We start from the raw sequence: 22193 nt of genomic DNA on the forward strand, positions 1-22193 counted from the left end.
TGACTAAATTATTAGTTTGCTAAAAATAAACAAACTTATCAATTCAAGGGATGAATATGAGCCAGAATATTTATGACGATCCGCACTTCTTCGCCGGCTATGCAACCCTCGATCGTTCGGTGAAAGGGCTGGATGGCGCACCGGAGTGGCCTGCCCTGCAACAAATGCTGCCGCCGCTAGCCGGTTTGCGGGTGGTGGATCTCGGCTGCGGCTACGGCTGGTTTTGCCGCTGGGCGCAGCAGCAGGGAGCCAGCCAGATAATGGGGTTTGATATCTCCCGGCGTATGCTGGCGCAGGCACGGGAAATGACCCGCGGGGATGAGATTGACTACCGCTGCGCCGATCTGCAAACCTTGACGCTGCCCGCCAACAGCTGCGATCTGATCTACAGCTCGCTGGCTCTGCATTATTTACCCGACATCGCCCCGCTCTTCTCCACCCTGCAGCAGGCGCTGGTCCCTGGCGGTATCCTGGTCTTTTCTGCCGAACATCCCATCTATACCGCGCCGCTGCAGCAGGGATGGCAGGTGAATGAACAGGGGCAAAAGAGCTGGCCGGTCAGCCACTATCAGCAGGAGGGGGAGCGCGTCAGCAACTGGTTTGCCGAGGGCGTCATTAAACAGCACCGCAAACTCTCGAGCTGGATAAACGCGCTTATCGCCGCCGGTTTTGTGCTGGAGCAGCTGGATGAGTGGGGACCAGGCGCCGAACAGATTGCTCAACAGCCCGCCCTGGAGGAAGAGAAAGAGCGGCCGATGATCTTTTTACTGCGCGCGCGTAAACCGGCTTAATCCCCCGCCCGACGATGGCCGGGCGGGGAAACGTTACGCTTTCAGGCTGGCGCCGCGGCTGGCAATCACCTCTTTATACCAGTCAAAGCTCTTCTTCTTACTGCGCGCCAGGGTGCCGGTGCCGTCATCATGGCGGTCGACATAGATAAAGCCGTAGCGCTTCGACAGCTCCGCCTTCGAGGCGCTCACCAGGTCAATCGGTCCCCAGCTGGTAAAGCCCATCAGCTCAACGCCATCGTCAATGGCCTCCCGCGCCTGCACCAGATGGTCGTTCAGGTAGCTGATGCGGTAGTCATCGTTAATGCTGCCGTCGGCTTCCACCTTATCTTTGGCGCCCAGACCGTTTTCCACGATAAACAGCGGCTTCTGATAGCGATCCCACAGCACGTTCAGCAGCGTACGCAGGCCCAGGGGGTCTATCTGCCAGCCCCACTCCGAGCTCGCCAGGTGCGGGTTCGGCACCATGCTGAGAATATTGCCGCGCGCCTGCTGGTTCAGCGCCTCATCGGCGGTGACGCACCCGGTCATGTAGTAGCTGAAGGAGATAAAATCGACGGTGGTTTTCAGCGTGTCGCGATCGGCCTCGGTGATGTCGAGCGTGATGCCGTTGTCGCGGAAAAAGCGCTGCATATAGCCCGGGTACGCCCCGCGCGCCTGCACGTCGCCGAAGAACTGCCAGCTGCGGTTCTCCTGCAGCGTCTCGAACACATCTTCCGGTTTGCAGCTCAAGGGATACATCAGCCCGCCGAGCAGCATATTGCCGATTTTGCCCTCGGGCACCAGCTCGTGACAGGCTTTGACCGCCAGGGCGCTGGCCACCAGCTGGTGGTGAATGGCCTGATATACCTCGCCTTTGCTGCTGCCGGCCGGCAGGCCGACGCCGGTCATCGGGGCATGCAGCGACATATTGATTTCGTTAAAGGTCAGCCACAGTTTGACCCTGTTTTTATAACGGCTGAACACCGTCCGGGCGTAGCGCTCAAAGAAGCCAATCACCTCCCGGCTACCCCAACCGCCGTAGTTTTTCACCAGCGCCCACGGCATTTCATAATGCGACAGCGTCACCAGCGGGGTGATGTTGTGCTTCGCCATCTCGTCGAACAACTTGTCGTAGAACACGAGTCCGGCTTCGTTCGGCTCGGCGTCATCGCCGTTGGGGTAGATACGGGTCCAGGCGATGGACACCCGCAGGCAGTTAAAGCCCATCTCGGCAAACAGGGCGATATCTTCCGGGTAACGATGGTAAAAATCGATCGCCACATCCTTAATCCCGCTGTCGCCGGGTACGCGCTCGACCACTTCGCCGAAGACGCCGTGCGGCTGCGCATCGGAGGTGGATAACCCTTTGCCATCTTCCAGGTAAGCCCCTTCCACCTGATTCGCCGCGGTCGCGCCGCCCCATAAAAAATCTGCCGGGAATGTTTTCATCTCTCTCTCCTGTGATTAATGGCTGACTGACAACAGCGGCTGACCGGCTTCGACGGCGCTGGGCGCCACCGTGTCGATCTCACGATAGTCATCGCTGTTGCTGATAATAATCGGGGTCGCCAGGTCGTAACCGGCGTCCAGAATTGCCTGACGATCGAACTCAATCAGCAGATCGCCGGCCTGTACTCTGTCGCCCTCTTTCACATGCGCGGTAAACGGCACGCCGTCGAGTTTGACCGTGTCGATGCCGACGTGGATCAGCAGCTCAATGCCGCTGTCGCTCTGCAGGCCGATGGCGTGTTTGGTCTGAAACAGAGAGGCCACTTCGCCGGTGAACGGGGCGATGACTTTGCCTACCGCCGGGATAATGGCGACCCCTTTCCCCAGCAGGCCGCTGGCGAAGGTGCTGTCCGGCACCTGATCGAGGACGATGACGCTGCCGCTTATCGGCGCCAGAATGTCGTTTGCCGAGACCGGCGCTACCGCCACGGCGCCCGGCGCGGCGCTGGCGCGCGGCAGGCCGGCGAAGAAAGTTAAGCCACAGGAGATAATCAACGCCGCGAAGATGCCCACTATGCCGCCCCAAACGGTGCTATCAAGCCCTTGGGGCGGGATCATTTGCGCCACGGTAAAGATGTTCCCGAAGCCGAATGAATAGACGTTGGCGTTACTGAAACCCACAATAGCGCCGCCGATGGCGCCCGCCACGCAGCCGAAGATAAACGGCCGGCGCAGCGGCAATGTTAAGCCATAGATAGCGGGCTCGGTAATGCCGAAGATGCCCGCTGAAAACGCAGAACCGGCCAGCACTTTCTGACGGGCATCGCGGGTTTTCAGCAAAATACCCAGCACCGCGCCGACCTGCCCCATAACGGCCGGCAGCAGCATGGGCAGCATGGAATCATGGCCAAGCACCGTCAGATTGTTAATCATCAGCGGAATCAGTCCCCAATGCAGGCCGAAGATCACACAAACCTGCCACAGCGCGCCCATCGCCGCTCCCGCCAGCCACGGCGCCACCGCGTAGATAATCTGATACCCCTGGGCCAACAGATGACTGAGCCAGGTCGCCAGAGGGCCAATCAGCAGAAACGTCAGCGGAACCACAACGGCGAGACAAATCGCCGGCGTAAAAAAGTTTTTCATCGATGACGGCAGCAGCGCGTTGCTCTTGCGCTCCAGCCAGCAGCAGACCCATGAGGCGAGAATAATCGGGATCACCGATGAGCTGTAATTAATAAAGGTCACCGGGATGCCGAGAAAGTGCTCCACCGCCGCGCCCGGCGCCTGGCTGGCCTCAAAGGCCTGAATCATCAGCGGGTGGGTTAACGCCCCGCCGATCACCATCGAGACAAACGGGTTACCGCCAAATTTTTTACCGGCGGTGTAGCCGAGAAACAGCGGGAAGAAAAAGAACAGCGCGTCGCTGGCGGCAAACCAGATTTTATAGGTTCCCTGTTGCGGGGTCAGCCAACCGCAGACGACCGCCAGCGCCAGCATCCCTTTCAGGATACCGGAGGCCGCCAGCACGCCGATAAACGGCGTGAAAATTCCCGACACGACATCGATGATCTGCCCCAGCAGCGACCCTTTTTCAACGCTTTCCGCCACCGGTTCGCTGTCGTCGCTTAACCCTGCCTCCTGACGCACCGCCAGCCAGACGTCGTGAACGTGGTTGCCAATCACCACCTGAAACTGGCCGCCGCTCTCCACCACCATAATGACGCCCGGGTTGGCCTTCAGCCCTTCGGCATCGGCTTTGCCGTTATCTTTCAGCTTAAAACGCAGACGTGTCGCACAGTGAACCAGACTCACAATGTTCTCTTTGCCGCCGACGCGGCGGAGAATGTCCTGCGCGAGTGCTTTATATTCCATGCTCTTTTCCTTACTGCCGCTGCCCGCAGACAACCGGCGACTGAGTAGTAAAAATAAAAAAAACCCGAGAACCACGCCGGTAGGCGTCGCGCTCAGGTTTTGCCTGCATCATGCAGTAACAATCCAGTTTTGTCGGGAGACTTAGCGTCCCTCTTTTCTTACCCGTTCAATATGAATGGCAAGAAACATAATTTCTTCGGTGGTCAGCGCCCGCTGATACTGCTTTTGCAGATGCGTCGCCACCGTTTCCGCGCACTTCCACGCTTTGGCGTAGTTGTCTTTCACCGCGCTGTGCAGCGAGACGTCGTCATCTTCCACCACCGTGCGGGTCAGCATCCGCTGGGCGAAAAACTTCAGGTGGGTGACGAAACGCTGATAGCTCAGCGACTCCTCGTCGTAATTCAGATGCAGCTGATACTTCACCAGCTGCAGGATCTCCTGCATCACCCGGGTCACGTGCATGACCTCCGGCATTTCGCTGTTGAGCTGCGCCGTCACCAGATGGAGGGCGATAAATCCGGCTTCATCCTCCGCCAGCGCCACGCCGAGCCGTTTGCCAATAATGGCCCTTGCCTCCTGGCCCAGCGCGAACTCCTTCGGATAGAGCCGCTTGATCTCCCACAGCAGCACGTTACGCAGTGCGATGCCCTTTTTCTGCCGCTCGATAGCAAAGTGACAGTGATCCGTTAACGTGATGTACAAACTTTCCTGTAACTTGCCCAACCGCCCGCGCGCCAGGTCGATAATGCGATCGCAGGTGGTCATCACTTCTAACGGAATCTGACTGAGCAGTTCACCTAAGCGGCCGACCAGTTCATCGCTTTGTAAGGCGAAGACTTTTTCAATTTTGCTGTCGTCCAGCGCGTCGCCCGGGCGTTTCTGAAAGGCCAGCCCTCGCCCCATCACCACCTGTTCGCGCTGGTGTTCGTCAAGAACCACCACCACATTGTTATTGAGTACTTTGGCGATTTGCATATTGACCCCAGAAACAAAAAAACCTGACCCCCGACGAAACGCCAGGTAATCAGGTTTTGCCTGCCACAGCAGTTGCAATCCAACGCCAGCACTGTAACAACTTCTGCTGCGTGCTCAACCTGACAAGTGAAAAAACGTGATTAAGATCGCGACTATCAGAAGGTGACGACGGTTTTCCACTCCACCACCCACGCGTCCTGGGTCTGCGCAACGCCGCCCGGACGGTGCCAGTACTGCAGGCCCGGCTGCAGCTCCAGCCAGGAGACCGGGCGGAAGCGATAATAGAGTTCGCCGTTCAGCGAGTGGCCGGCCACCGGCTGCCAGGCCGGATCGTTATAGTCGGCGGCGCCGCTGAGCTGGTTCATATAGCGCTGATTGCGCGCGTAGTGGCTGCTCATGTCGATCCACGTCAGGCCGAAGCCGATCCAGTCCTCCGGACGGGCGTCAAACAGCCCGCGGTAACGCATCGAGGCGGCGACGGCGGAGTGGATATAGTTGCTGCGCTGGTCGCTGAGGCTGCCGCTCAGCGAGACGCTCATTCCCCGCAGCGGATCGTCGGCGTGGCGGGTAATCTGCTGGTTCAGGCCGGCGTACATAAACCAGGTGCTGTCGTGCTCGGCGTAGCCCTGCGGGTCCGTCGCCCCGGCGCCGCCGGATTTGCCGCTGTAGAGGTCGCTTTGCGGCGCGTTAGTCCAGACCACGCCGAGGTTATAGGCTCCCGGCAGGCCATTCATCAGCGGACGGGTTTCGATCTCCATCGGCAGTAAAATGCCTTTGCTGCCCTTCGTCGACCAGCTCCAGGCATGGCTGCGCGAGGCGGCCTGCGGGTTTTGCTCCATCACCCCGCCTTTGAGGGTCACCGTCGGCGTCAGCTTGTACTCCAGGGTGGTGCCCCAGGTGTGGATGTTCCAGTTATTCCAGGTCAGCGAGTTGGCCGATTTGCCGCCGCACTGGGTCAACAGCTGGAAATCGCAGGGAATGATCTGGTCGAAGGTTTGCACCTTGTTCATCATGCCGATGCGCCAGGTCAGACGACGGTCGTCAAAGCTGCGGGCGAAGGTCAGCCAGCCGAGACGGGTGATCGACCCGCCGCCCCAGCTCTCCTGCGACAGATCGTTGAAGCTGACCCGCGGATCCTGCAGCCGTTTCGTGGTGAGGTTATCATCGTGGTTGCGGTTGACGATGTTGCCCTCGAGACGGGCGTCCGGTATGCCGGTCCAGCGCTCAAGATCCTGGGTAAAGGTCAACGACACCTGGTCAATATAGGCCAGATGTTTATCGTGGTTATAACCGCCGCCGGCGTTGTAGGCCATCTCGTTAAGATAGCCGAGATTATAATGAAAGCCGTTCTCTTCAAGGATTGGACGAATACCCAGCATATCGCCCAGCAGCCCTGGCTGTCCGGCTTCAAACCCCAGCACGCTGCCGTTCCACGCCGGGGTTTGCGCCGCGTTCACGACGGGCGCCATCGCCGCCAGCGCCGCGCCGATAAAAAGCTGATTTATTTTTTTGTTATACATTGTGATCTCCACCGTGACTGAATAAAAACAAAGGGGATCCCCAGGCTATTTATTTACCTGTTTTCTTTTTTAAAAAATGAATGGCAGGGGCCTCCTTCGGTAATAAAACCGCGACCGCGCCAGAGAAAAGATGAATGACAATCTCTTGTTTTACGTCATCATTTACCCACCGTTAAATTTTGGCCAAAAAAAAACCTAAGCACTTGCCGCCACGAATGACGGAAGTGCTTAGGTTTTGCCTGCGTTCAGTAGCAATCCTGAATTGATTGACCGCACAGTATCACTTTATTTCACTCATGCCTATCATCAATAGGCAGGCAAGTAATAATATGTGAAGCGAATAACAATATGGCGCTTAATAGCGGGCGATCGCCGCCGCTATTTCAGCAGAGGTTTGCAGGGCGCGAATTTCATTAAACAGCGTCAGCGCCTCGGTATATTCCTTGCGTAAATAGCCTAGCCACTGCTTAATTCTCGCCACATGATACAGGCCGGTATCGCCCTGCTTTTCCAGACGGGTATATTTTTGCAACAGCTGAACCACCTGCGGCCACGGCATGCGCGGTTCGTTGTATTTGATCACCCGGCTGAGGTTCGGTACGTTGAGCGCCCCGCGGCCAATCATCACCGAATCGCAGCCGGTGACGGCCATACAGTCCTGAGCGCTTTGCCAGTCCCAGATTTCGCCGTTGGCGACTACCGGAATGGTCAGGCGCCGGCGGATCTCGCCGATGGCCTGCCAGTTGATGCGCTCCGCTTTGTAGCCATCTTCTTTAGTGCGGCCGTGGACCACCAGCTCGCTGGCCCCCGCCTGCTGCACCGCGTCGGCGATTTCAAAGCGCCGTTCGCCGCTGTCCCAGCCGAGACGAACTTTCACCGTCACCGGCAGATGTCCGGGCACCGCCTCGCGCATCGCCTTCGCGCCGCGATAGATAAGCTCCGGATCTTTCAGCAGCGTCGCCCCGCCGCCGCTGCCGTTCACCAGCTTCGACGGACAGCCGCAGTTTAAATCGACGCCCCACGAGCCCAGCGCCACCGCGCGGGCGGCGTTTTCCGCCAGCCACTCGGGATATTGCCCCAGCAGCTGGACGCGCACGCGGGTACCGGACGGGGTGCGGCTTTGATGATGCAGTTCCGGGCACAGCCTGTAGAACGATTTAACCGGCAGCAGTTGATCCACCACCCGCAGAAACTCGGTGATGCACAGATCGTAATCGTTCACTTCGGTCAGCAGCTCGCGCACCAGCGAATCGAGCACGCCTTCCATCGGCGCCAGTAGTACACGCATATCGTTACCCGGAAAAAAAAGAGGCGCTATGGTAGCGCCTCCGGGCGTTGGTTGAAAGTGCTCAATGCGTCCCGCCTGCCGTACGCCATTCCCCATTCGGCGAATGCGGCAAAGCGAGGAGATAATCTCTATGCTTTACAGGAGTCTGCGGCATCTCATACCGCCTTCATTTGCCGCTTCTCTTCCAAAAAGGTAGCGTGGGACCCGATATACCCAAAGCTGCGAGCTGTCAGGTCCTGCCGGGAGAGGCTATTGTTCCCGTACGCTATCAGCGCTATGCATAGAATTCATGATGTGATCGGTAGCACATTTTAGGGATTAATTGTATGATGAATGCACTTCATCAAGGGTTATTACCATGAGTAAATCGCTGACTATTATCTGGCACTACCTGCGGGCTTTCGTCCTGATTTACGCCTGCTTATACGCCGGAATATTTATCGCCGGGCTGCTGCCCATCACCATCCCCGGCAGCATCATCGGCATGCTGATCCTCTTCGTGCTGCTGGCGCTGCAAATTATGCCGCCGCAGTGGGTCAACCCCGGCTGCAATATCCTGATCCGCTATATGGCGCTGCTGTTCGTGCCGATCGGCGTCGGCGTGATGCAGTACTGGGATCTGCTGCGCGCCCAGCTGGGGCCGGTCGTCATCTCCTGCGCCATCAGCACGCTGGTGGTGTTTGTGGTGGTGAGCTGGAGCTCTCACCTGGTGCATGGCGAACGCAAAGTGATTGGGCAAAAGGAAAAGAAAAATGATGCATGAAATCTGGTGGTCGCTGCCGCTAACCCTGATCGTCTTTTTCCTCGCCCGCAAACTGGCGGCCCGCTTTAAGTTCCCGCTACTCAACCCGCTGCTGGTGGCGATGGTAGTGATAATCCCGTTTCTGCTGCTGACCGGGATCTCCTATGAGCGTTACTTTGCCGGCAGCAAGATCCTGAACGATCTGCTGCAGCCAGCGGTGGTCGCGCTGGCTTTCCCGCTGTATGAACAGCTGCACCAGATCCGCGCGCGCTGGAAATCGATCATCACCATCTGCTTTATCGGCAGCTGCGTGGCGATGATCACTGGCACCACCGTGGCCCTGCTGATGGGCGCCACACCGCAGATCGCCGCCTCTGTTCTGCCCAAATCGGTGACCACGCCGATTGCCATGGCGGTAAGCGGCAGTATCGGCGGCATCCCGGCCATCAGCGCCGTGTGCGTGATTTTTGTCGGCATCCTTGGCGCGGTATTCGGCCATACCCTGCTCAACCTGATGCGTATTCGCACTAAAGCGTCGCGCGGCCTGTCGATGGGCACCGCCTCGCACGCCCTCGGTACCGCCCGCTGTGCGGAACTGGACTATCAGGAAGGGGCGTTCAGCTCGCTGGCGCTGGTGCTGTGCGGGATCATCACCTCGTTGATGGCGCCGTTTTTATTCCCGCTGATCCTTGCGGTAGTGGGATAAAATGTGACTCGTATCACATTTATTAATGCAACGATGAAAAGTTGCATTAGCAATGGGACGTAAATCACATTTGAAACCCCTTGACGCCCGTACACTGGTTTCCCATTACACTGTTATGAGGCAACGCTATGCACTCACGTTTTCAAGCTGCTTTGACGACTCTGGCAGCAGACCTGCAGGCGGCCATCGCCCCGATGCTCGCCGACCCGCACTTCCCGGCGCTGCTCGAGGCCGATCAGGTGGCGACGCTGCAACAGGCGACAGGTCTGGACGAAGACGCGCTGGCCTTTGCGCTACTGCCGCTGGCCGCCGCCTGCGCGCGCGCCGACCTTTCCCACTTTAACGTCGGGGCTATCGCCCGCGGCGTCAGCGGCCGCTGGTACTTTGGCGGCAACATGGAGTTTGTCGGCGCCACCATGCAGCAGACCGTCCATGCAGAGCAGAGCGCCATCAGCCACGCCTGGCTGCGCGGTGAAACCTCCCTGCGCGCTATCACGGTGAACTACACGCCGTGCGGCCATTGTCGTCAGTTTATGAACGAACTGAACAGCGGACTGGCGCTGCGCATTCATCTGCCCGGTCGCGAAGCCCATGCGCTGCAGCACTATCTGCCGGATGCCTTCGGCCCGAAAGACCTGGAGATCAAAACCCTGCTGATGGACCACCAGAACCACGGCTTCCCGGTCAGCGGCGATGCCCTGTCCCAGGCGGCGATTGAGGCCGCTAACCGCTGCCACGCGCCTTACAGCCACTCGCCTTCCGGCGTAGCGCTGGAGCTGAAAGGTGGCACCCTTTTCAGCGGCAGCTATGCGGAAAACGCGGCGTTCAACCCGACGCTGCCGCCGCTGCAGGGGGCGCTGAATCTCCTCAGCCTCAACGGCTATGATTATCCGGACATCCAGCGGGCGATCCTGGCGGAGAAAGCCGATGCGGCGCTGATTCAGTGGGACGCCACCGTCGCCACCCTGAAGGCGCTGGGCTGCCACAATATCGAGCGCGTGCTGTTAGGTTAATCAGCCTGCGCGCCTGAGCAGATGGCCGGATGGCGGTTTCGTCTAAATCCGGCCGACCTTTTATGCCGTTATGTTGTCGGGTGGCGCTCCGCTAACCCGACCTACCGTTCGCGCCATTGCGAGCTGAAGATCGCGATGGCTGCTGAAACTGCCGACCTGACAGCCTCAAAGTCGCTGAGACGTTCCCGGAGGGCCGGAGAACAGGTTGCGGCTACGCCTTACCCGGTCTGGGATCGGCGATCGGTCCATATTGCTGAAAATCCCCGCAATTAAACGCGGGTTTCTTGCGCTTACCCGGCGGGTAAAGTAGCCTGAAGACTCCGTTGTCTATTATTGAGCCAAGTTCATGTTAAAGCGTGTGTTCTACAGCCTGTTAGTCCTGCTCGGCCTGCTGCTGTTGACCGTGCTGGGTCTTGACCGCTGGATGAGCTGGAAAACCGCGCCCTATATCTATGACGAGCTGCAGGACCTCCCCTACCGCCAGGTCGGCGTGGTGCTGGGCACCGCTAAATACTACCGCACCGGGGTGATCAATCAGTATTACCGCTACCGCATCCAGGGCGCGCTCAACGCCTACAACAGCGGCAAGGTCAACTATCTGCTGCTGAGCGGGGATAACGCCCTGCAAAGCTACAATGAACCGATGACTATGCGCCGGGACCTGATTAAAGGCGGCGTCGATCCGGCGGATATCGTGCTGGACTATGCCGGTTTCCGCACGCTCGACTCGATCGTCCGCACCCGCAAAGTGTTCGACACCAACGACTTCATTATCATCACCCAACGCTTCCACTGCGAACGGGCGCTGTTTATCGCCCTGCATATGGGGATCCAGGCTCAGTGCTACGCGGTGCCGTCGCCGAAGGATATGTGGAGCGTGCGGCTGCGCGAATTCGGCGCCCGCTTCGGCGCGCTGGCGGACCTCTACATCTTCAAACGGGAACCGCGCTTCCTCGGTCCTTTAATTCCGATTCCGGCGCAGCAGCACGACGTGCCGGATGACGCCCAGTCCTACCCGGCGGTCACCCCGGAGCAGCTACTGGAGCTGCAGAAAGAAAAGTAGCCTCCATCAACGCATCCGTTTCAGGTATAAAAAAACCCGCGCCAGGCGCGGGTTTTTACTCAGGCAAAAATTACTTCTTACGGGCGTATTTCAGGGAATCCAGCGCCACGGCGAAGATAATGATCGCCCCCTTAATGATGTACTGCCAGTAAGGGTTAACGCCGATATAGGTCAGGCCGTAGTTGATCACGGTGAAGATAATCACCCCAGTCACCACGCCGAATACGGTCCCTACCCCGCCGCTGAACGATACGCCGCCCACCACGCAGGCGGCGATGGCGTCCAGTTCGTACATAAAGCCGAGGTTATTGGTCGCCGAGCCGATACGACCGGCTTCCAGCAGGCCGCCGAAGGCGTAGAACACGCCGGAGAGGGCGTAAATCATCAGCAGGTTCAACGCTACGTTGACCCCGGAGACCTTCGCCGCTTCCGGGTTACCGCCGATAGCGAAGATGTTTTTGCCAAAGCGCGTCTTGTTCCACAGGATCCAGACAAAGAAGACGGCAATCAGCGCGTAGAAGGTGATGTAGGACAGGCGGAACGAGCCCAGCGCCACAAACCCCTGCGCGAAATGGGAGAAATGGCTGTCGAAGCCGGAGATCGGCGACGCGCCCACGAAGTCGTAGTACAGCGAGTTAATGCCGTAGACGATGATCATGGTCCCAAGGGTGGTAATAAACGGCGTCACGTTCAGATAGGCAATGACGATCCCGTTAATCAGGCCGATGACCGCCCCGATGGCGCATACCAGCAGGATGACCAGCGGGATCGGCATGGTCGCCATATCCGGGAACACCTTGTTGGCATTATCCACCGCCTGCAGCATGGTCGCGGCAATCACCGCCGCCAGTCCCACCTGACGGCCGGCGGAGAGGTCGGTGCCCTGCGTGACGATCAGTCCGGCCACCCCGAGGGCAATAATAATACGCACCGAGGACTGGGTCAGAATATTACTCAGGTTGAGCAGACTTAAAAATGTCGGATCCTGGAAAATAATAATGGCCAACAGGACCAGAAGGACGACATATATCCCACCCTCTTTCAGGTAAGTGAGAAAACTCTTTTTATTTAACGCACTCATGTGAAGCCCCTGATCTTAAAGGTGCAATGACGCAAGACGCAGTATTTCGTTTTGCGTGGTGGTTTTAGTCTCAACAATGCCCGCGACCAGGCCGTTGCTCATCACCAGAATGCGGTCGGTAATCCCCAGCAGTTCCGGCATTTCGGAGGAAATAATAATGATCCCTTTATCTTTTTTAGCCAGCTCGGCAATCAGCTGATAGATCTCGAATTTGGCGCCGACGTCGATACCGCGCGTCGGCTCGTCCAGCATCAGGATCTCCGGCTGGGTCAGCAGCCAGCGGCCAATAATGACCTTTTGCTGGTTACCACCGGAAAGCGAACCAATCTGCGTATGCTGGCCGGGGGTTTTAACGCGCATAGAGTCAATGACCCATTGGGTATCGCTCTTCATCCGCGAGTTATCCAGCAAGCCGACGCTGTTTTTATATTTCTTAATATTGGAGATCAGCGAGTTAAAACCGATATCCAGATAGGCGTAAATCCCGGTGGAGCGCCGCTCCTCGGTCACCAGCGCAAAACCGTGGTTAATCGCCTCATTGGCGCTGTGGTTGTTGATCTTCTTCCCGTGCAGGGTGATGGTGCCGCTGGCCTTCTCACGGATCCCGAACAGGGTCTCCACGATGTCGGTCCGCTTCGCGCCCACCAGACCGGCGATACCGAGAATTTCGCCCTTATGCAGATCGAAGGAGACATCGCGAATGGACGGCTGGCGCAGGGAGGTGAGATTGCGCACCTGGAGGATCACTTCTCCCGGGGTGTTTTCGCGATCCGGAAAGCGCTGGTTGAGCGAACGCCCGACCATCATGGCGATGATCTTGTCCATATCCAGCCCTTCCAGCGGCTGGGTGGCGATCCACTGGCCGTCGCGAAGGATGGTAATTTCATCGCACAGCTGGAAAATCTCTTCCATTTTGTGCGAGATATAGACGATACCGCAGCCGCGATCTTTCAGCTTGCGGATAATCTTAAACAGATGGTTGACCTCTTTTTCCGTCAGCGACGACGTCGGCTCGTCCATGATGACGATTTTGGCGTCATAGGAAAACGCCTTGGCGATCTCAATCATCTGCATCTGGGATACCGATAAGGTACCGACGCGGGCGCGCGGGTCGATATCAATATCCAGCTCATCAAATATGGCCTTGGTGTCCCGGTACATTTTGTCCTGATCGACAAACATACCTTTAGTGGGATAACGCCCGAGCCACATGTTGTCCATGACCGAACGCTGTAAGACCAGGTTTAATTCCTGATGTACCATCGAAATACCGTTTTCCAGGGCTTCTTTCGCCGAATGGAAATCGATCTCTTTTCCCTGAAAAAGAATGCTGCCGGAATCTTTTTGATAGATCCCAAAAAGGCATTTTAATAATGTCGATTTACCGGCGCCGTTCTCACCCATTAACGCATGAATGGAGTGCGGACGAACCTTCAGGTTGACATTATCAAGAGCCTTGACGCCAGGAAACGATTTGTTGATGTTGCTCATCTCCAACAAATATTCGCCTGACCGTTCGCTATTATTGCTGACCATAGTTATACCTGGCTGCGTTCATGCACGCCCCGTCCGGCGCAATAACGCCAGCAGGAGTCTGGTTCTGTATCAGGAATAATCGGGCGTGGATAACCCACGCCCGCAACTCACATCACGATTATTTGCCGGTAAACTGGCTCAGGTTGTCTTTATCGACGCCCACATAGGGGACGCGAACAATCTTGTTGTCAATTTTCCAGTTGGTGCCTGCCGCAGCGTCTTTCCCGTCGGCCAGGTTTTTCGCCAGATCGAAGGTCGCTTTCGCCTGGTTGTTAGCATCGTTCAGCACGGTACCGGCCATCGCGCCGGATTTCACCAGCGCCAGGGCTTCCGGCAGCGCATCCACGCCGAACACCGGAATGCTGCTCTTGTTGTGCGCTTTCAGCGCTTCAACCGCGCCCATCGCCATGGCGTCGTTGTTAGCGATCACCACTTCAATCTTGTTCGCATTCGGGCCGGAGAGCCAGGCGTCCATTTTGTCTTTCGCCTGGGCGGTATCCCACATGGCGGTGTCCATCTGCAGCTGCTGGGTCTTCAGGCCTTTATCATTCAGCTCTTTGATAACGTAGGTGGTACGCGCTTCCGCATCCGGATGGCCCGGCTCGCCTTTCAGCAGGACGTACTGGATCTGGCCGTCTTTATTCAGATCCCAGTTCGGGTTGGCTTTCCAGTGCTTGGCGATCAGATCGCCCTGAATAATCCCGGACTCTTTCGAGTCGGTACCGACGTAATAAGCTTTGTCATAGCTATCCAGCGCTTTACGGGAAGGCTCTTTGTTGAAGAACACCACCGGAATGTTCTGCCCGCGCGCTTTTTCGATGACCGTTCCCGCCGCAGCCGGGTCAACCAGGTTGATCGCCAGGGCTTTCACGCCTTTCGCCAGCAGCACGTCAATCTGATCGTTTTGTTTCGACTGGTCGTTCTGCGAGTCATTCATCAGCAGCTGGACGTCAGGCGCGGATTTGCCATCTTTTTCAATCGCCTTACGCACCACCGACATAAAGTTGTCGTCATATTTATAAATCGTCACGCCGATACGGGTATCTGCTGCGTGTGCTGCGGCGCCAAATAACAGACCAGCCATTACAGCAGAGAGGGTAAACACCTTCTTATTCATGGAATCTCCGGTTTTATTATGCAGGGTCATTTTTGTGAAAAAGTGCGGGCGGGATTTGTTGCATTAGTGTTACCGCACAACGCATTTCACGACGAAAATTCGGTCTTCCGTGTCGGGTAACGCTCCAGAAAAATACGACTCTAATACTCGTTTAACGCCTTGTTCCTACTGAAGAAAGTGAGGATTTCCCATCACCTCGCGGTTCAGACTGGTAAACGCTGCCATCATAATCAGGTGAATGTTAATATACTGTGAATTTACTCACAAATTGAAAGCGGTTACATCCCGCCGCCGCTTCAGTTAGTGATCGGCCCCACAGTTTGCCGCTGGGCAACGGAGTGACGTCGCACCAGGGTGGGCATAAAGCAGTGCGTCGCCTCGCGATCCAACTTGCCGGCCGCCCCCAGCAGCGCCAGCTCGGTGGCCAGCTTCGCCATCGACATCACCGGATAGCGCACGGTGGTCAGCTGAGGATCGGTGTAACGGGAAATAGGAATATCATCAAAGCCAATCAGCGACAGATGCTGCGGCACGACAATGCCGTTGTCCTTCAGCGTGGTCAGCGCGCCGGCCGCCATGCTGTCGTTATAGGCGAACACCGCAGTGAGGCCGAGATTCCGCCCCAGCAGTTCGACCATCGCCGCTTCGCCGCCCTGCATGTCCGGGGAGCCGGAGCCGACCCAGCTGTCCGGGGCGATGATGCCCTGCTCCTGCAGCGCTTTGCTCCACCCTTCCCGCCGCATATCGTCGTCTTCAATGCCGTGATTGGAGGAGAGATAACCGATGCGCTGGTGGCCGTGATTGAGCAGCATGCGGGTAGCCATCAGCGCGCCGCTAACGTTGTCGAGGCCGACGCAGCGATGGGCAAAGCCCGGCACGATGCGGTTGATCAGCACCATCCCCGGGATATGTTGCATAAAGTCGCTCAGTTCAGCATCGCTGAGCGCTTTAGAATGGACGATCAGCGCCGAGCAGCGCTGGCGGATCAGCACCTCGATGGCATGGCGCTCTTTTTCCGCCTCGTGATAGCTGTTGCCGATCAGCACATACTTATGATGCTGCTGGGCGACGGTATCCACCGCTTTCACCAGCGCGCCGAAGAAGGCATCGGAGACGTCCATCACCACCACGCCGATGGTATCGCTGACCTGGGTGGCCAGCGCCTGGGCGTTGGCGTTGGGCCGGTAGCCCAGCTGGGTTACCGCTTTCATCACCACGTCGCGCGTATCCGGACTCACCAGCGCGCTATTGTTCAGCACCCGCGACACGGTGGCCACGGATACGCCCGCCTGGCGGGCGACATCACGAATGGTGATCATACTCAGCGACCTTAAGAGAATTACAGCACGTCACATTCACCTCCTGTGCTCAGCAAGGAGGCTATTCTGGCAGCGACCCGCGGTCCGCTACGTGAGTGAGGTCACACGGCTGGAAACGTTTACATCCGTTTTGTTAATGATTGTGATCGAGATCGTTATCTGGATGTGTCTTTCAATGATGTCCCTGACGCACGCAGGGTTAACTGACGCCACAGCCATTCCACCGGCCCCTGGCGGAAGCGGCGCAGCCAGAGTGATGACACGAGGAGGTTGACGGCCCAGATGGGGGGAACAAAGGCCAGCAGCTGCAGACGATCGAAGCGCATAAACAGCCCGAGATGATAAAACAGGGTGGTGCAGATCAGGGTCTGCAGCAGGTAGTTGCTCAGCGCCATGCGTCCGACGCAGGCGATAGCCCCCACCAGGCGGAAACGGCAGAGCTGCGGCCAGTAGCCCCAGGCCAGCGAGGCATAGCCGATAGCCTGCAGCGGGGCGCTCAGTTCACGCGGCGCCTGCAGTAAAAACGCGCACCAGCGATAGTCCCAGGCCAGATACCACTGGGCGACAATAGCCGGCACATTCACCGCCATCCCGGCTAGCACCAGCAGCGCGCCGGTGCGCCGATAGTGACGCTGGCTGAACTGCCCTTTCAGCCAGCCGCTGCGCATCAGCGCCGCGCCTATCAGCATCATCCCCGCCAGCTGCCAGCCATACTGCGCGCCGAGCGCCAACAGATTGTCCGACAGCATATCCGCCCGGTTGCTGACCGCCTCCATGCCGCCGTGCAGCTTCCAGTACTGCTCATACTGCAGATTGGCCGCGTCCGGGACCCAGGAGCGATTCGCGGCCGTCCCCGAGATAATCCCCAGCAGGACCAGCACCGCAATACCGGTGAGGTAGAGCACCACCCCGGTGTTAAACAGCGATTTAACATGCTGCGCCTCGCGCACCATGCGCCAGCTCACCAGCCCCACCAGGGCGTAGGCCAGCAGAATATCGCCATCCCAGAAGAAGAGACCGTGAATGAAACCAAGCAGCGCCAGCAGGGTCAGCCGCGACTGGATCCAGCGTTTGCCGCGGGGGAGCAGGAGCTGCAGACCGGCGCCAAACAGCAGCGCGAACAGGGTAAGAAACTTCACCTGCGCCAGCAGGTCAAGGATCGCCCAGGTCCAGGCGTCGCTGAGGGTCGCGCTTCCTGACCAGGCCGGATTGAGGTAAGCGGCCTTCGGCAAGCCGAAGGCGCTGATATTGAGAAGCAGGATACCGAGGATGGCGACGCCGCGGACAAAGTCCAGCGTGACATTTCTCTCCATGTACCCTGCTCCGTTTTAGTTGTGGTGACGTACTGCGCGCAGGAATTCCTGGCGGGTATTCTGGCTGGATTTGAACAGGCCACCGAGGGAGGTGGTGGTAGTGGCGCTGGTCGCGTCGCGGATGCCGCGCGCTTTCACGCAGTAATGCACCGCGTCAATGGATACCGCCACGTTGCTGGTGCCGAGCAGCGTCTGCAGCGCGATCAGGATCTGCTGCGTGAGACGCTCCTGGACCTGCGGGCGCTGGGCGAAGAACTGCACGATGCGGTTGATTTTCGACAGGCCGATCACCGAATCTTTCGGGATATAGGCTACCGTCGCTTTACCATCGATGGTGACAAAGTGGTGTTCGCAGGTGCTGGTCAGGGTGATATCGCGCACGGTGACCATTTCATCGACCTTCATTTTGTTTTCAATGACGGTGATTTTCGGGAAACGGGAGTAATCCAGTCCGGAGAAGATCTCATCGACATACATTTTGGCGATGCGATGCGGGGTCTCCATCAGACTGTCATCACTCAGATCCAGATTCAGCAGTTGCATAATCTCGGTCATATGACCGGTAATCAAACGCTTGCGTGTTTCGTTATCAATTTCTTGTACTGGCGCACGCATCGGCGTCTCCAGCCCACGAGCGACCAGCGCTTCATGAACGAGGACGGCTTCTTTACTCAGTGATGACATTTGGGTTTCTCCTGCAGGTGTGGCGCTCTTTGCTTTTTCTGGGGGCAAAGTTTGTATTCATTGTGCGTGAGGTGGCGCACAGAATCCAGTAGCCGTAACGATAATTATTGAAATTGGCGCTGCCTTTTATTAAGGCGCGAAGCCACGCCTCAGGCGCGACGCCAAATCCCTATCGCCGAATCCGGAATGATCCAACCGCTGTACGCATCCATAAGCGCCATCGCTACACCGGCATGTTGGCTATAAGTTGCATTAATGATGCAGTAAGTTCTCAAAAGGAGAAAGTGAAAGTTGCTCACCGGCTAATGAAATATCTGTATTATGAACGTTTACGCGCACATCCCTTCCGAGGAGCCTTGCATGGAACTGCTTGAAGAGCATCGCTGTTTTGACGGCCGGCAACAACGCTGGCGTCATCACTCCCCTGTCCTGAACTGCGCCATGACGTTCAGCATTTTTTTACCGCCTGAGCGCGAAACGCCGCCGCCGGTGCTGTACTGGCTGTCCGGGCTGACCTGTAACGATGAAAACTTTACCACCAAGGCGGGCGCTCAGCGCATTGCCGCCGCGCTGGGCATCGCGCTGGTGATGCCGGATACCAGCCCGCGCGGTGACGAGGTGGCCAACGATGACGGTTACGATCTGGGGCAAGGCGCTGGCTTCTACCTGAACGCCACCGAGGCGCCGTGGTCGGCGCACTACCGGATGTACGATTACCTGCGCGACGAACTGCCCGCGCTTATCCGCAGCGAGTTTACCGTCGGCGAACGCTGCGCCATCAGCGGCCACTCGATGGGCGGTCACGGCGCGCTTATCATGGCGCTCACCAATCCCGGCCGCTACGCCAGCGTCTCCGCCTTCGCGCCAATCGTCAATCCCTCCCAGGTGCCGTGGGGCAAGAAAGCGTTTACCGCCTATCTCGGCGCCGATGAATCGACATGGCGCGCCTGGGACAGCTGCGCCCTGATGCAGGCCAGCCAGCCGGCGGACGCGGTGCCGACGCTTATCGATCAGGGCGATAACGATCCATTCCTCGCCGGACAGCTGCAGCCCGCGGTGCTGGCGGAGGTCGCGCGACAGAAGGCCTGGCCGTTAACGCTGCGCATCCAGCCCGGTTACGATCATAGCTACTACTTTATTGCCTCGTTTATCGAAGACCATCTGCGTTTCCACGCGCAGCATCTCTTTAACTAAACGCAACCTGCGCCGTGACTCCACGTCGCGGCGCAGGCCATCGTTAAGCGCCAACGATCAGAAGCGATAATCCACGGCCATAAAGTAGCGACGGCCCTCTTCGGTATAGCTGTAGTCGTCCCGGTTGAGATCTTTATCGCCCACGTTCTGCACCCCGGAGCGCAGTTTCACATTTTTGGTGACCTGCCACGCCGCGCCGACGTCAAACAGGGTATAGCCGCCCGGCGTTTTGCCGGTGGCGCTCACCGCGCGCTGCTGGCCGGTATAGTTGGCCGTCACGTAGAAGGACCAGTCGTCCAGCGGTTTCCAGTCAAGCGTGCCGTTGGCGGTATGGAACGGCAGCGTCTGCAGCGGTTTATCGCCGCCGTTGCTCAGATCGCGACCATCGTTGTAGGTGTAGTTCACCGTCAGCTTCCACTCATCGCCGAACGGGATCTTCACCTCGGTCTCCACCCCTTTGATGCGCGCTTTGTTGACGTTGAAATAGCGGAAGATCGGCACGCGCTTACCGTTGACGGTTTTCCAGCCGACAAAGTTCGGGTAGCCCGGCGCTTCGCTGGCGCTGGAGGTGCGCAGAACATCAATCATATCGTCGACATTGTTCTGGAAGGTGGTGATGCTGCCTTCAACATCCTGCAGCCAGCCCTCTTCCCCACGATAGTAGAGACCAAGCTCGAAGCTTTCGCTGGTTTCCGGCTTCAGATCCGGGTTACCGATGATGCTGCACGAGCCGCGGCAGGAGTTGGTGGTCCAGTCGGGGTTAAGCTGCAGCAGCGACGGGGCTTTAAACGCCGTCGCCCAGCCGCCTTTGACGGTGACGGTATCGGTGGCGTTATACACCAGATAGGCGCGCGGGCTCCAGTGATCGCCATAGGTCTGATGGTCGTCCATACGAATGCCGGTGGTCAGCGCCAGCGGCTCGATGATGCGCCATTCGTCTTCAATAAACAGGGCGTACTGGCTGGCGGAGGTCGACTGGCCGCCGCTGCTCAGGTTGACCGGATCTTTCAGCTTGTCGTGGCGCCATTCGCCGCCGAAGGTCACCAGCTGGTTAATCATGTCCAGTGGCAGGACATACTTGCCGTCGATGGCATTGCTTTCCGAGGTGATGGTGCCGTTCTGCCCCGGATTTTTGTTATCCACCTTTTCGCCGTAAAACTTGAGCTCGCTGTTGCCCATCTCCCAACGGCCGTTATGGCTCAGAGAGTAGTTCTCACGCTCAAGGCGGTTGCGGTCAAGGGAATCGGAGTCGCGATCCTGGCGGTCAAAGCCATAGCCCGCGGTGAAATCGTGGTTGTCGTTCGGCGTCCAGGCGAATTCGACATTGCCATCGCGGCTGGTGAAGCCCTCGATGCGCGGCGTTTCGCCGGTGGCATTGCTGGAAGACTGCGGATCGTCCTTGGCGCGCTTCGCCAGGCTGCCGTAGGCCTTCATCCCGAGCACGCCGTCGATCAGCGGGCCGCTGGTGAAGAACTGGCCGTTCCAGGTATCGCCGCGGTCGCGGTGTTCCTGAATGGTGGTATCGGCGCTCAGCGTCCCGGTCCATTTCTGGCCGATTTTTTTGGTAATAATGTTGACCACGCCGCCGAGCGCATCGGAGCCGTACAGGGAGGACATCGGGCCGCGCACCACCTCGATACGTTCGATGGCATCCACCGGGATCCAGTTCAGGTCGAAGTCATTGTGGCGGAAGACGGCGTTCCGGGAGTTGACGCGTTTCCCGTCGACAAGGATCAGGGTATAGCTGCTGCTCAGACCGCGAATGCTGACGCCCTTGCGGTTATCCCCTTCGTTGGTGAGCTGGACCCCGGGCACATCGCGCAGTACGTCTTTCAGGTTCTGCACCGGTTTGCGCTGCAAATCCTGCTGGGTGATGACGCTGATGCTCGCCGGCGCGTCTTTGACGCTCTGTTCAGTGGCCGAGGCGGTCACCACCAGCGTTTCTTCATTCACATCGGCCAGGGCCGGAAACGCCAACGATACGACGGACGCAGACAATCCCGCCCGGATAAAAGGGTTTAACCTGAACATTCCAAATCTCCATGAGGTGTACAACCAAACAAACAAAAAAGGTGCTGCTCACACGCGCTGGCGGCCTGCCGCTCTGTCGGCGGTAGACTCGCGCTGTTTTCTCGTCGATGTGGCTGGTCGCCCGATGTCAGTCTGTACACATGGCAGAGACGGGGGGAGTGGCTTCATCCGTAATGGTCGGAAATGATAAAGATAATGATTTCTATTATCAATCTAATTATGAAGAATTGTGTCAGGCTGTAACCGTGTGGACATAAAAAAAGCCCTCTTTACAGAGGGCTTCCGGGTGATACAAACCTGTTTTCGTTATCGTACTCATCTGTCTGCCGGGTGGCGGCTTTCGCCTTACCCGGCCTACGAAAAATTGCAATATCAAACAGTTACGCAAATATCTGTAGGCCCGCGCAAGCAGCACCGCCGGGCAATTCCTGAAGATTGCGCCTGGCCAGCACGATGAAGCCCTCTTTTCAGAGGGCTTCCGGGTGATACAAACCTGTTTTCGTTATCGTACTCATCT

General features: G+C 57.8%; 17 protein-coding genes and 1 pseudogene. 6 read left to right on the forward strand and 12 right to left on the reverse strand.

Annotation, left to right across the window (positions count from 1 at the left end):
* Window positions 1-56: 56 nt before the first annotated feature.
* Window positions 57-791: a bifunctional 2-polyprenyl-6-hydroxyphenol methylase/3-demethylubiquinol 3-O-methyltransferase UbiG gene (locus tag K5R89_RS15915; RefSeq protein ID WP_102004377.1), complete on the forward strand. Its 735-nt coding sequence runs from the start codon at window positions 57-59 to the stop codon at window positions 789-791.
* Between the two features lie 33 nt (window positions 792-824).
* Here the strand turns inward: K5R89_RS15915 and K5R89_RS15920 are convergent, their stop codons facing one another.
* The 5 genes and pseudogenes from K5R89_RS15920 to dusC form a co-directional block, all read right to left on the reverse strand.
* Entirely contained in the window at window positions 825-2219 is a 1395-nt protein-coding gene (locus K5R89_RS15920; RefSeq protein ID WP_048297900.1) for a glycoside hydrolase family 1 protein, read from the reverse strand.
* Window positions 2220-2234: 15 nt separating this feature from the next.
* Window positions 2235-4206: pseudogene (bglF, locus tag K5R89_RS15925) on the reverse strand (PTS beta-glucoside transporter subunit IIABC).
* A gap of 29 nt (window positions 4207-4235) precedes the next feature.
* Complete coding sequence (gene bglG / locus K5R89_RS15930) at window positions 4236-5069, reverse strand: transcriptional antiterminator BglG (RefSeq protein ID WP_048336199.1); 834 nt, start codon at window positions 5067-5069, stop codon at window positions 4236-4238.
* A gap of 155 nt (window positions 5070-5224) precedes the next feature.
* Window positions 5225-6589, reverse strand: coding sequence for a carbohydrate porin (locus K5R89_RS15935; RefSeq protein WP_032453519.1), 1365 nt, complete (start codon window positions 6587-6589; stop codon window positions 5225-5227).
* A 355-nt stretch (window positions 6590-6944) separates the two neighbouring features.
* Window positions 6945-7877 (reverse strand): tRNA dihydrouridine(16) synthase DusC, encoded by a 933-nt coding sequence (gene dusC / locus K5R89_RS15940; protein WP_023290437.1) that lies wholly within the window; start codon window positions 7875-7877, stop codon window positions 6945-6947.
* A 358-nt stretch (window positions 7878-8235) separates the two neighbouring features.
* Between dusC and K5R89_RS15945 the strand changes: the two genes are divergently transcribed.
* From K5R89_RS15945 to sanA, 4 genes are all read left to right on the forward strand, one after another.
* Entirely contained in the window at window positions 8236-8640 is a 405-nt protein-coding gene (locus K5R89_RS15945; protein WP_023290438.1) for a CidA/LrgA family protein, read from the forward strand.
* Entirely contained in the window at window positions 8630-9325 is a 696-nt protein-coding gene (locus K5R89_RS15950) for a CidB/LrgB family autolysis modulator (protein WP_004201621.1), read from the forward strand. Before K5R89_RS15945 ends, K5R89_RS15950 begins: the two co-directional genes overlap by 11 nt.
* 128 nt (window positions 9326-9453) lie before the next feature.
* On the forward strand, window positions 9454-10338 hold the full coding sequence (gene cdd / locus K5R89_RS15955) for a cytidine deaminase (protein ID WP_217259318.1): 885 nt from the start codon (window positions 9454-9456) through the stop codon (window positions 10336-10338).
* A 346-nt stretch (window positions 10339-10684) separates the two neighbouring features.
* Window positions 10685-11401 carry an outer membrane permeability protein SanA gene (gene sanA / locus K5R89_RS15960; RefSeq protein WP_004201624.1) on the forward strand — a complete coding sequence of 239 codons (717 nt, stop codon included), beginning with the start codon at window positions 10685-10687 and terminating at the stop codon, window positions 11399-11401.
* 70 nt (window positions 11402-11471) lie between these two features.
* Here the strand turns inward: sanA and mglC are convergent, their stop codons facing one another.
* The 6 genes from mglC to folE form a co-directional block, all read right to left on the reverse strand.
* Window positions 11472-12482 carry a galactose/methyl galactoside ABC transporter permease MglC gene (gene mglC, locus K5R89_RS15965; RefSeq protein WP_002912871.1) on the reverse strand — a complete coding sequence of 337 codons (1011 nt, stop codon included), beginning with the start codon at window positions 12480-12482 and terminating at the stop codon, window positions 11472-11474.
* 15 nt (window positions 12483-12497) lie between these two features.
* A complete protein-coding gene (gene mglA / locus K5R89_RS15970) occupies window positions 12498-14018 on the reverse strand; it encodes a galactose/methyl galactoside ABC transporter ATP-binding protein MglA (protein ID WP_002912876.1) in 1521 nt (506 codons plus the stop codon).
* A 118-nt stretch (window positions 14019-14136) separates the two neighbouring features.
* A complete protein-coding gene (gene mglB, locus K5R89_RS15975; protein ID WP_023290441.1) occupies window positions 14137-15135 on the reverse strand; it encodes a galactose/glucose ABC transporter substrate-binding protein MglB in 999 nt (332 codons plus the stop codon).
* Between the two features lie 296 nt (window positions 15136-15431).
* Window positions 15432-16454: an HTH-type transcriptional regulator GalS gene (galS, locus tag K5R89_RS15980; protein ID WP_023290442.1), complete on the reverse strand. Its 1023-nt coding sequence runs from the start codon at window positions 16452-16454 to the stop codon at window positions 15432-15434.
* Between the two features lie 155 nt (window positions 16455-16609).
* Window positions 16610-17767 (reverse strand): DUF418 domain-containing protein YeiB, encoded by a 1158-nt coding sequence (gene yeiB, locus K5R89_RS15985; protein ID WP_044524213.1) that lies wholly within the window; start codon window positions 17765-17767, stop codon window positions 16610-16612.
* A gap of 15 nt (window positions 17768-17782) precedes the next feature.
* Window positions 17783-18451, reverse strand: coding sequence for a GTP cyclohydrolase I FolE (folE, locus tag K5R89_RS15990; RefSeq protein ID WP_023290444.1), 669 nt, complete (start codon window positions 18449-18451; stop codon window positions 17783-17785).
* Between the two features lie 360 nt (window positions 18452-18811).
* Between folE and fghA the strand changes: the two genes are divergently transcribed.
* Entirely contained in the window at window positions 18812-19645 is an 834-nt protein-coding gene (fghA, locus tag K5R89_RS15995; RefSeq protein ID WP_072413739.1) for an S-formylglutathione hydrolase, read from the forward strand.
* Between the two features lie 57 nt (window positions 19646-19702).
* Here the strand turns inward: fghA and cirA are convergent, their stop codons facing one another.
* Entirely contained in the window at window positions 19703-21676 is a 1974-nt protein-coding gene (gene cirA, locus K5R89_RS16000) for a catecholate siderophore receptor CirA (RefSeq protein WP_023290446.1), read from the reverse strand.
* Window positions 21677-22193 lie beyond the last annotated feature (517 nt).

This window comes from Klebsiella sp. TF21-TM (assembly GCF_019753495.1).
GTDB lineage: Bacteria > Pseudomonadota > Gammaproteobacteria > Enterobacterales > Enterobacteriaceae > Klebsiella > Klebsiella quasipneumoniae.

Excerpts from the sequence above, each read along its gene's own strand:
- K5R89_RS15915 (WP_102004377.1), top strand. The coding sequence starts at position 57 with ATGAGCCAGAATATTTATGACGATCCGCACTTCTTCGCCGGCTATGCA.
- K5R89_RS15920 (WP_048297900.1), bottom strand. The coding sequence starts at position 2,219 with ATGAAAACATTCCCGGCAGATTTTTTATGGGGCGGCGCGACCGCGGCG.
- bglG (WP_048336199.1), bottom strand. The coding sequence starts at position 5,069 with ATGCAAATCGCCAAAGTACTCAATAACAATGTGGTGGTGGTTCTTGAC.
- K5R89_RS15935 (WP_032453519.1), bottom strand. The coding sequence starts at position 6,589 with ATGTATAACAAAAAAATAAATCAGCTTTTTATCGGCGCGGCGCTGGCG.
- dusC (WP_023290437.1), bottom strand. The coding sequence starts at position 7,877 with ATGCGTGTACTACTGGCGCCGATGGAAGGCGTGCTCGATTCGCTGGTG.
- K5R89_RS15945 (WP_023290438.1), top strand. The coding sequence starts at position 8,236 with ATGAGTAAATCGCTGACTATTATCTGGCACTACCTGCGGGCTTTCGTC.
- K5R89_RS15950 (WP_004201621.1), top strand. The coding sequence starts at position 8,630 with ATGATGCATGAAATCTGGTGGTCGCTGCCGCTAACCCTGATCGTCTTT.
- cdd (WP_217259318.1), top strand. The coding sequence starts at position 9,454 with ATGCACTCACGTTTTCAAGCTGCTTTGACGACTCTGGCAGCAGACCTG.
- sanA (WP_004201624.1), top strand. The coding sequence starts at position 10,685 with ATGTTAAAGCGTGTGTTCTACAGCCTGTTAGTCCTGCTCGGCCTGCTG.
- mglC (WP_002912871.1), bottom strand. The coding sequence starts at position 12,482 with ATGAGTGCGTTAAATAAAAAGAGTTTTCTCACTTACCTGAAAGAGGGT.
- mglA (WP_002912876.1), bottom strand. The coding sequence starts at position 14,018 with ATGGTCAGCAATAATAGCGAACGGTCAGGCGAATATTTGTTGGAGATG.
- mglB (WP_023290441.1), bottom strand. The coding sequence starts at position 15,135 with ATGAATAAGAAGGTGTTTACCCTCTCTGCTGTAATGGCTGGTCTGTTA.
- galS (WP_023290442.1), bottom strand. The coding sequence starts at position 16,454 with ATGATCACCATTCGTGATGTCGCCCGCCAGGCGGGCGTATCCGTGGCC.
- yeiB (WP_044524213.1), bottom strand. The coding sequence starts at position 17,767 with ATGGAGAGAAATGTCACGCTGGACTTTGTCCGCGGCGTCGCCATCCTC.
- folE (WP_023290444.1), bottom strand. The coding sequence starts at position 18,451 with ATGTCATCACTGAGTAAAGAAGCCGTCCTCGTTCATGAAGCGCTGGTC.
- fghA (WP_072413739.1), top strand. The coding sequence starts at position 18,812 with ATGGAACTGCTTGAAGAGCATCGCTGTTTTGACGGCCGGCAACAACGC.
- cirA (WP_023290446.1), bottom strand. The coding sequence starts at position 21,676 with ATGTTCAGGTTAAACCCTTTTATCCGGGCGGGATTGTCTGCGTCCGTC.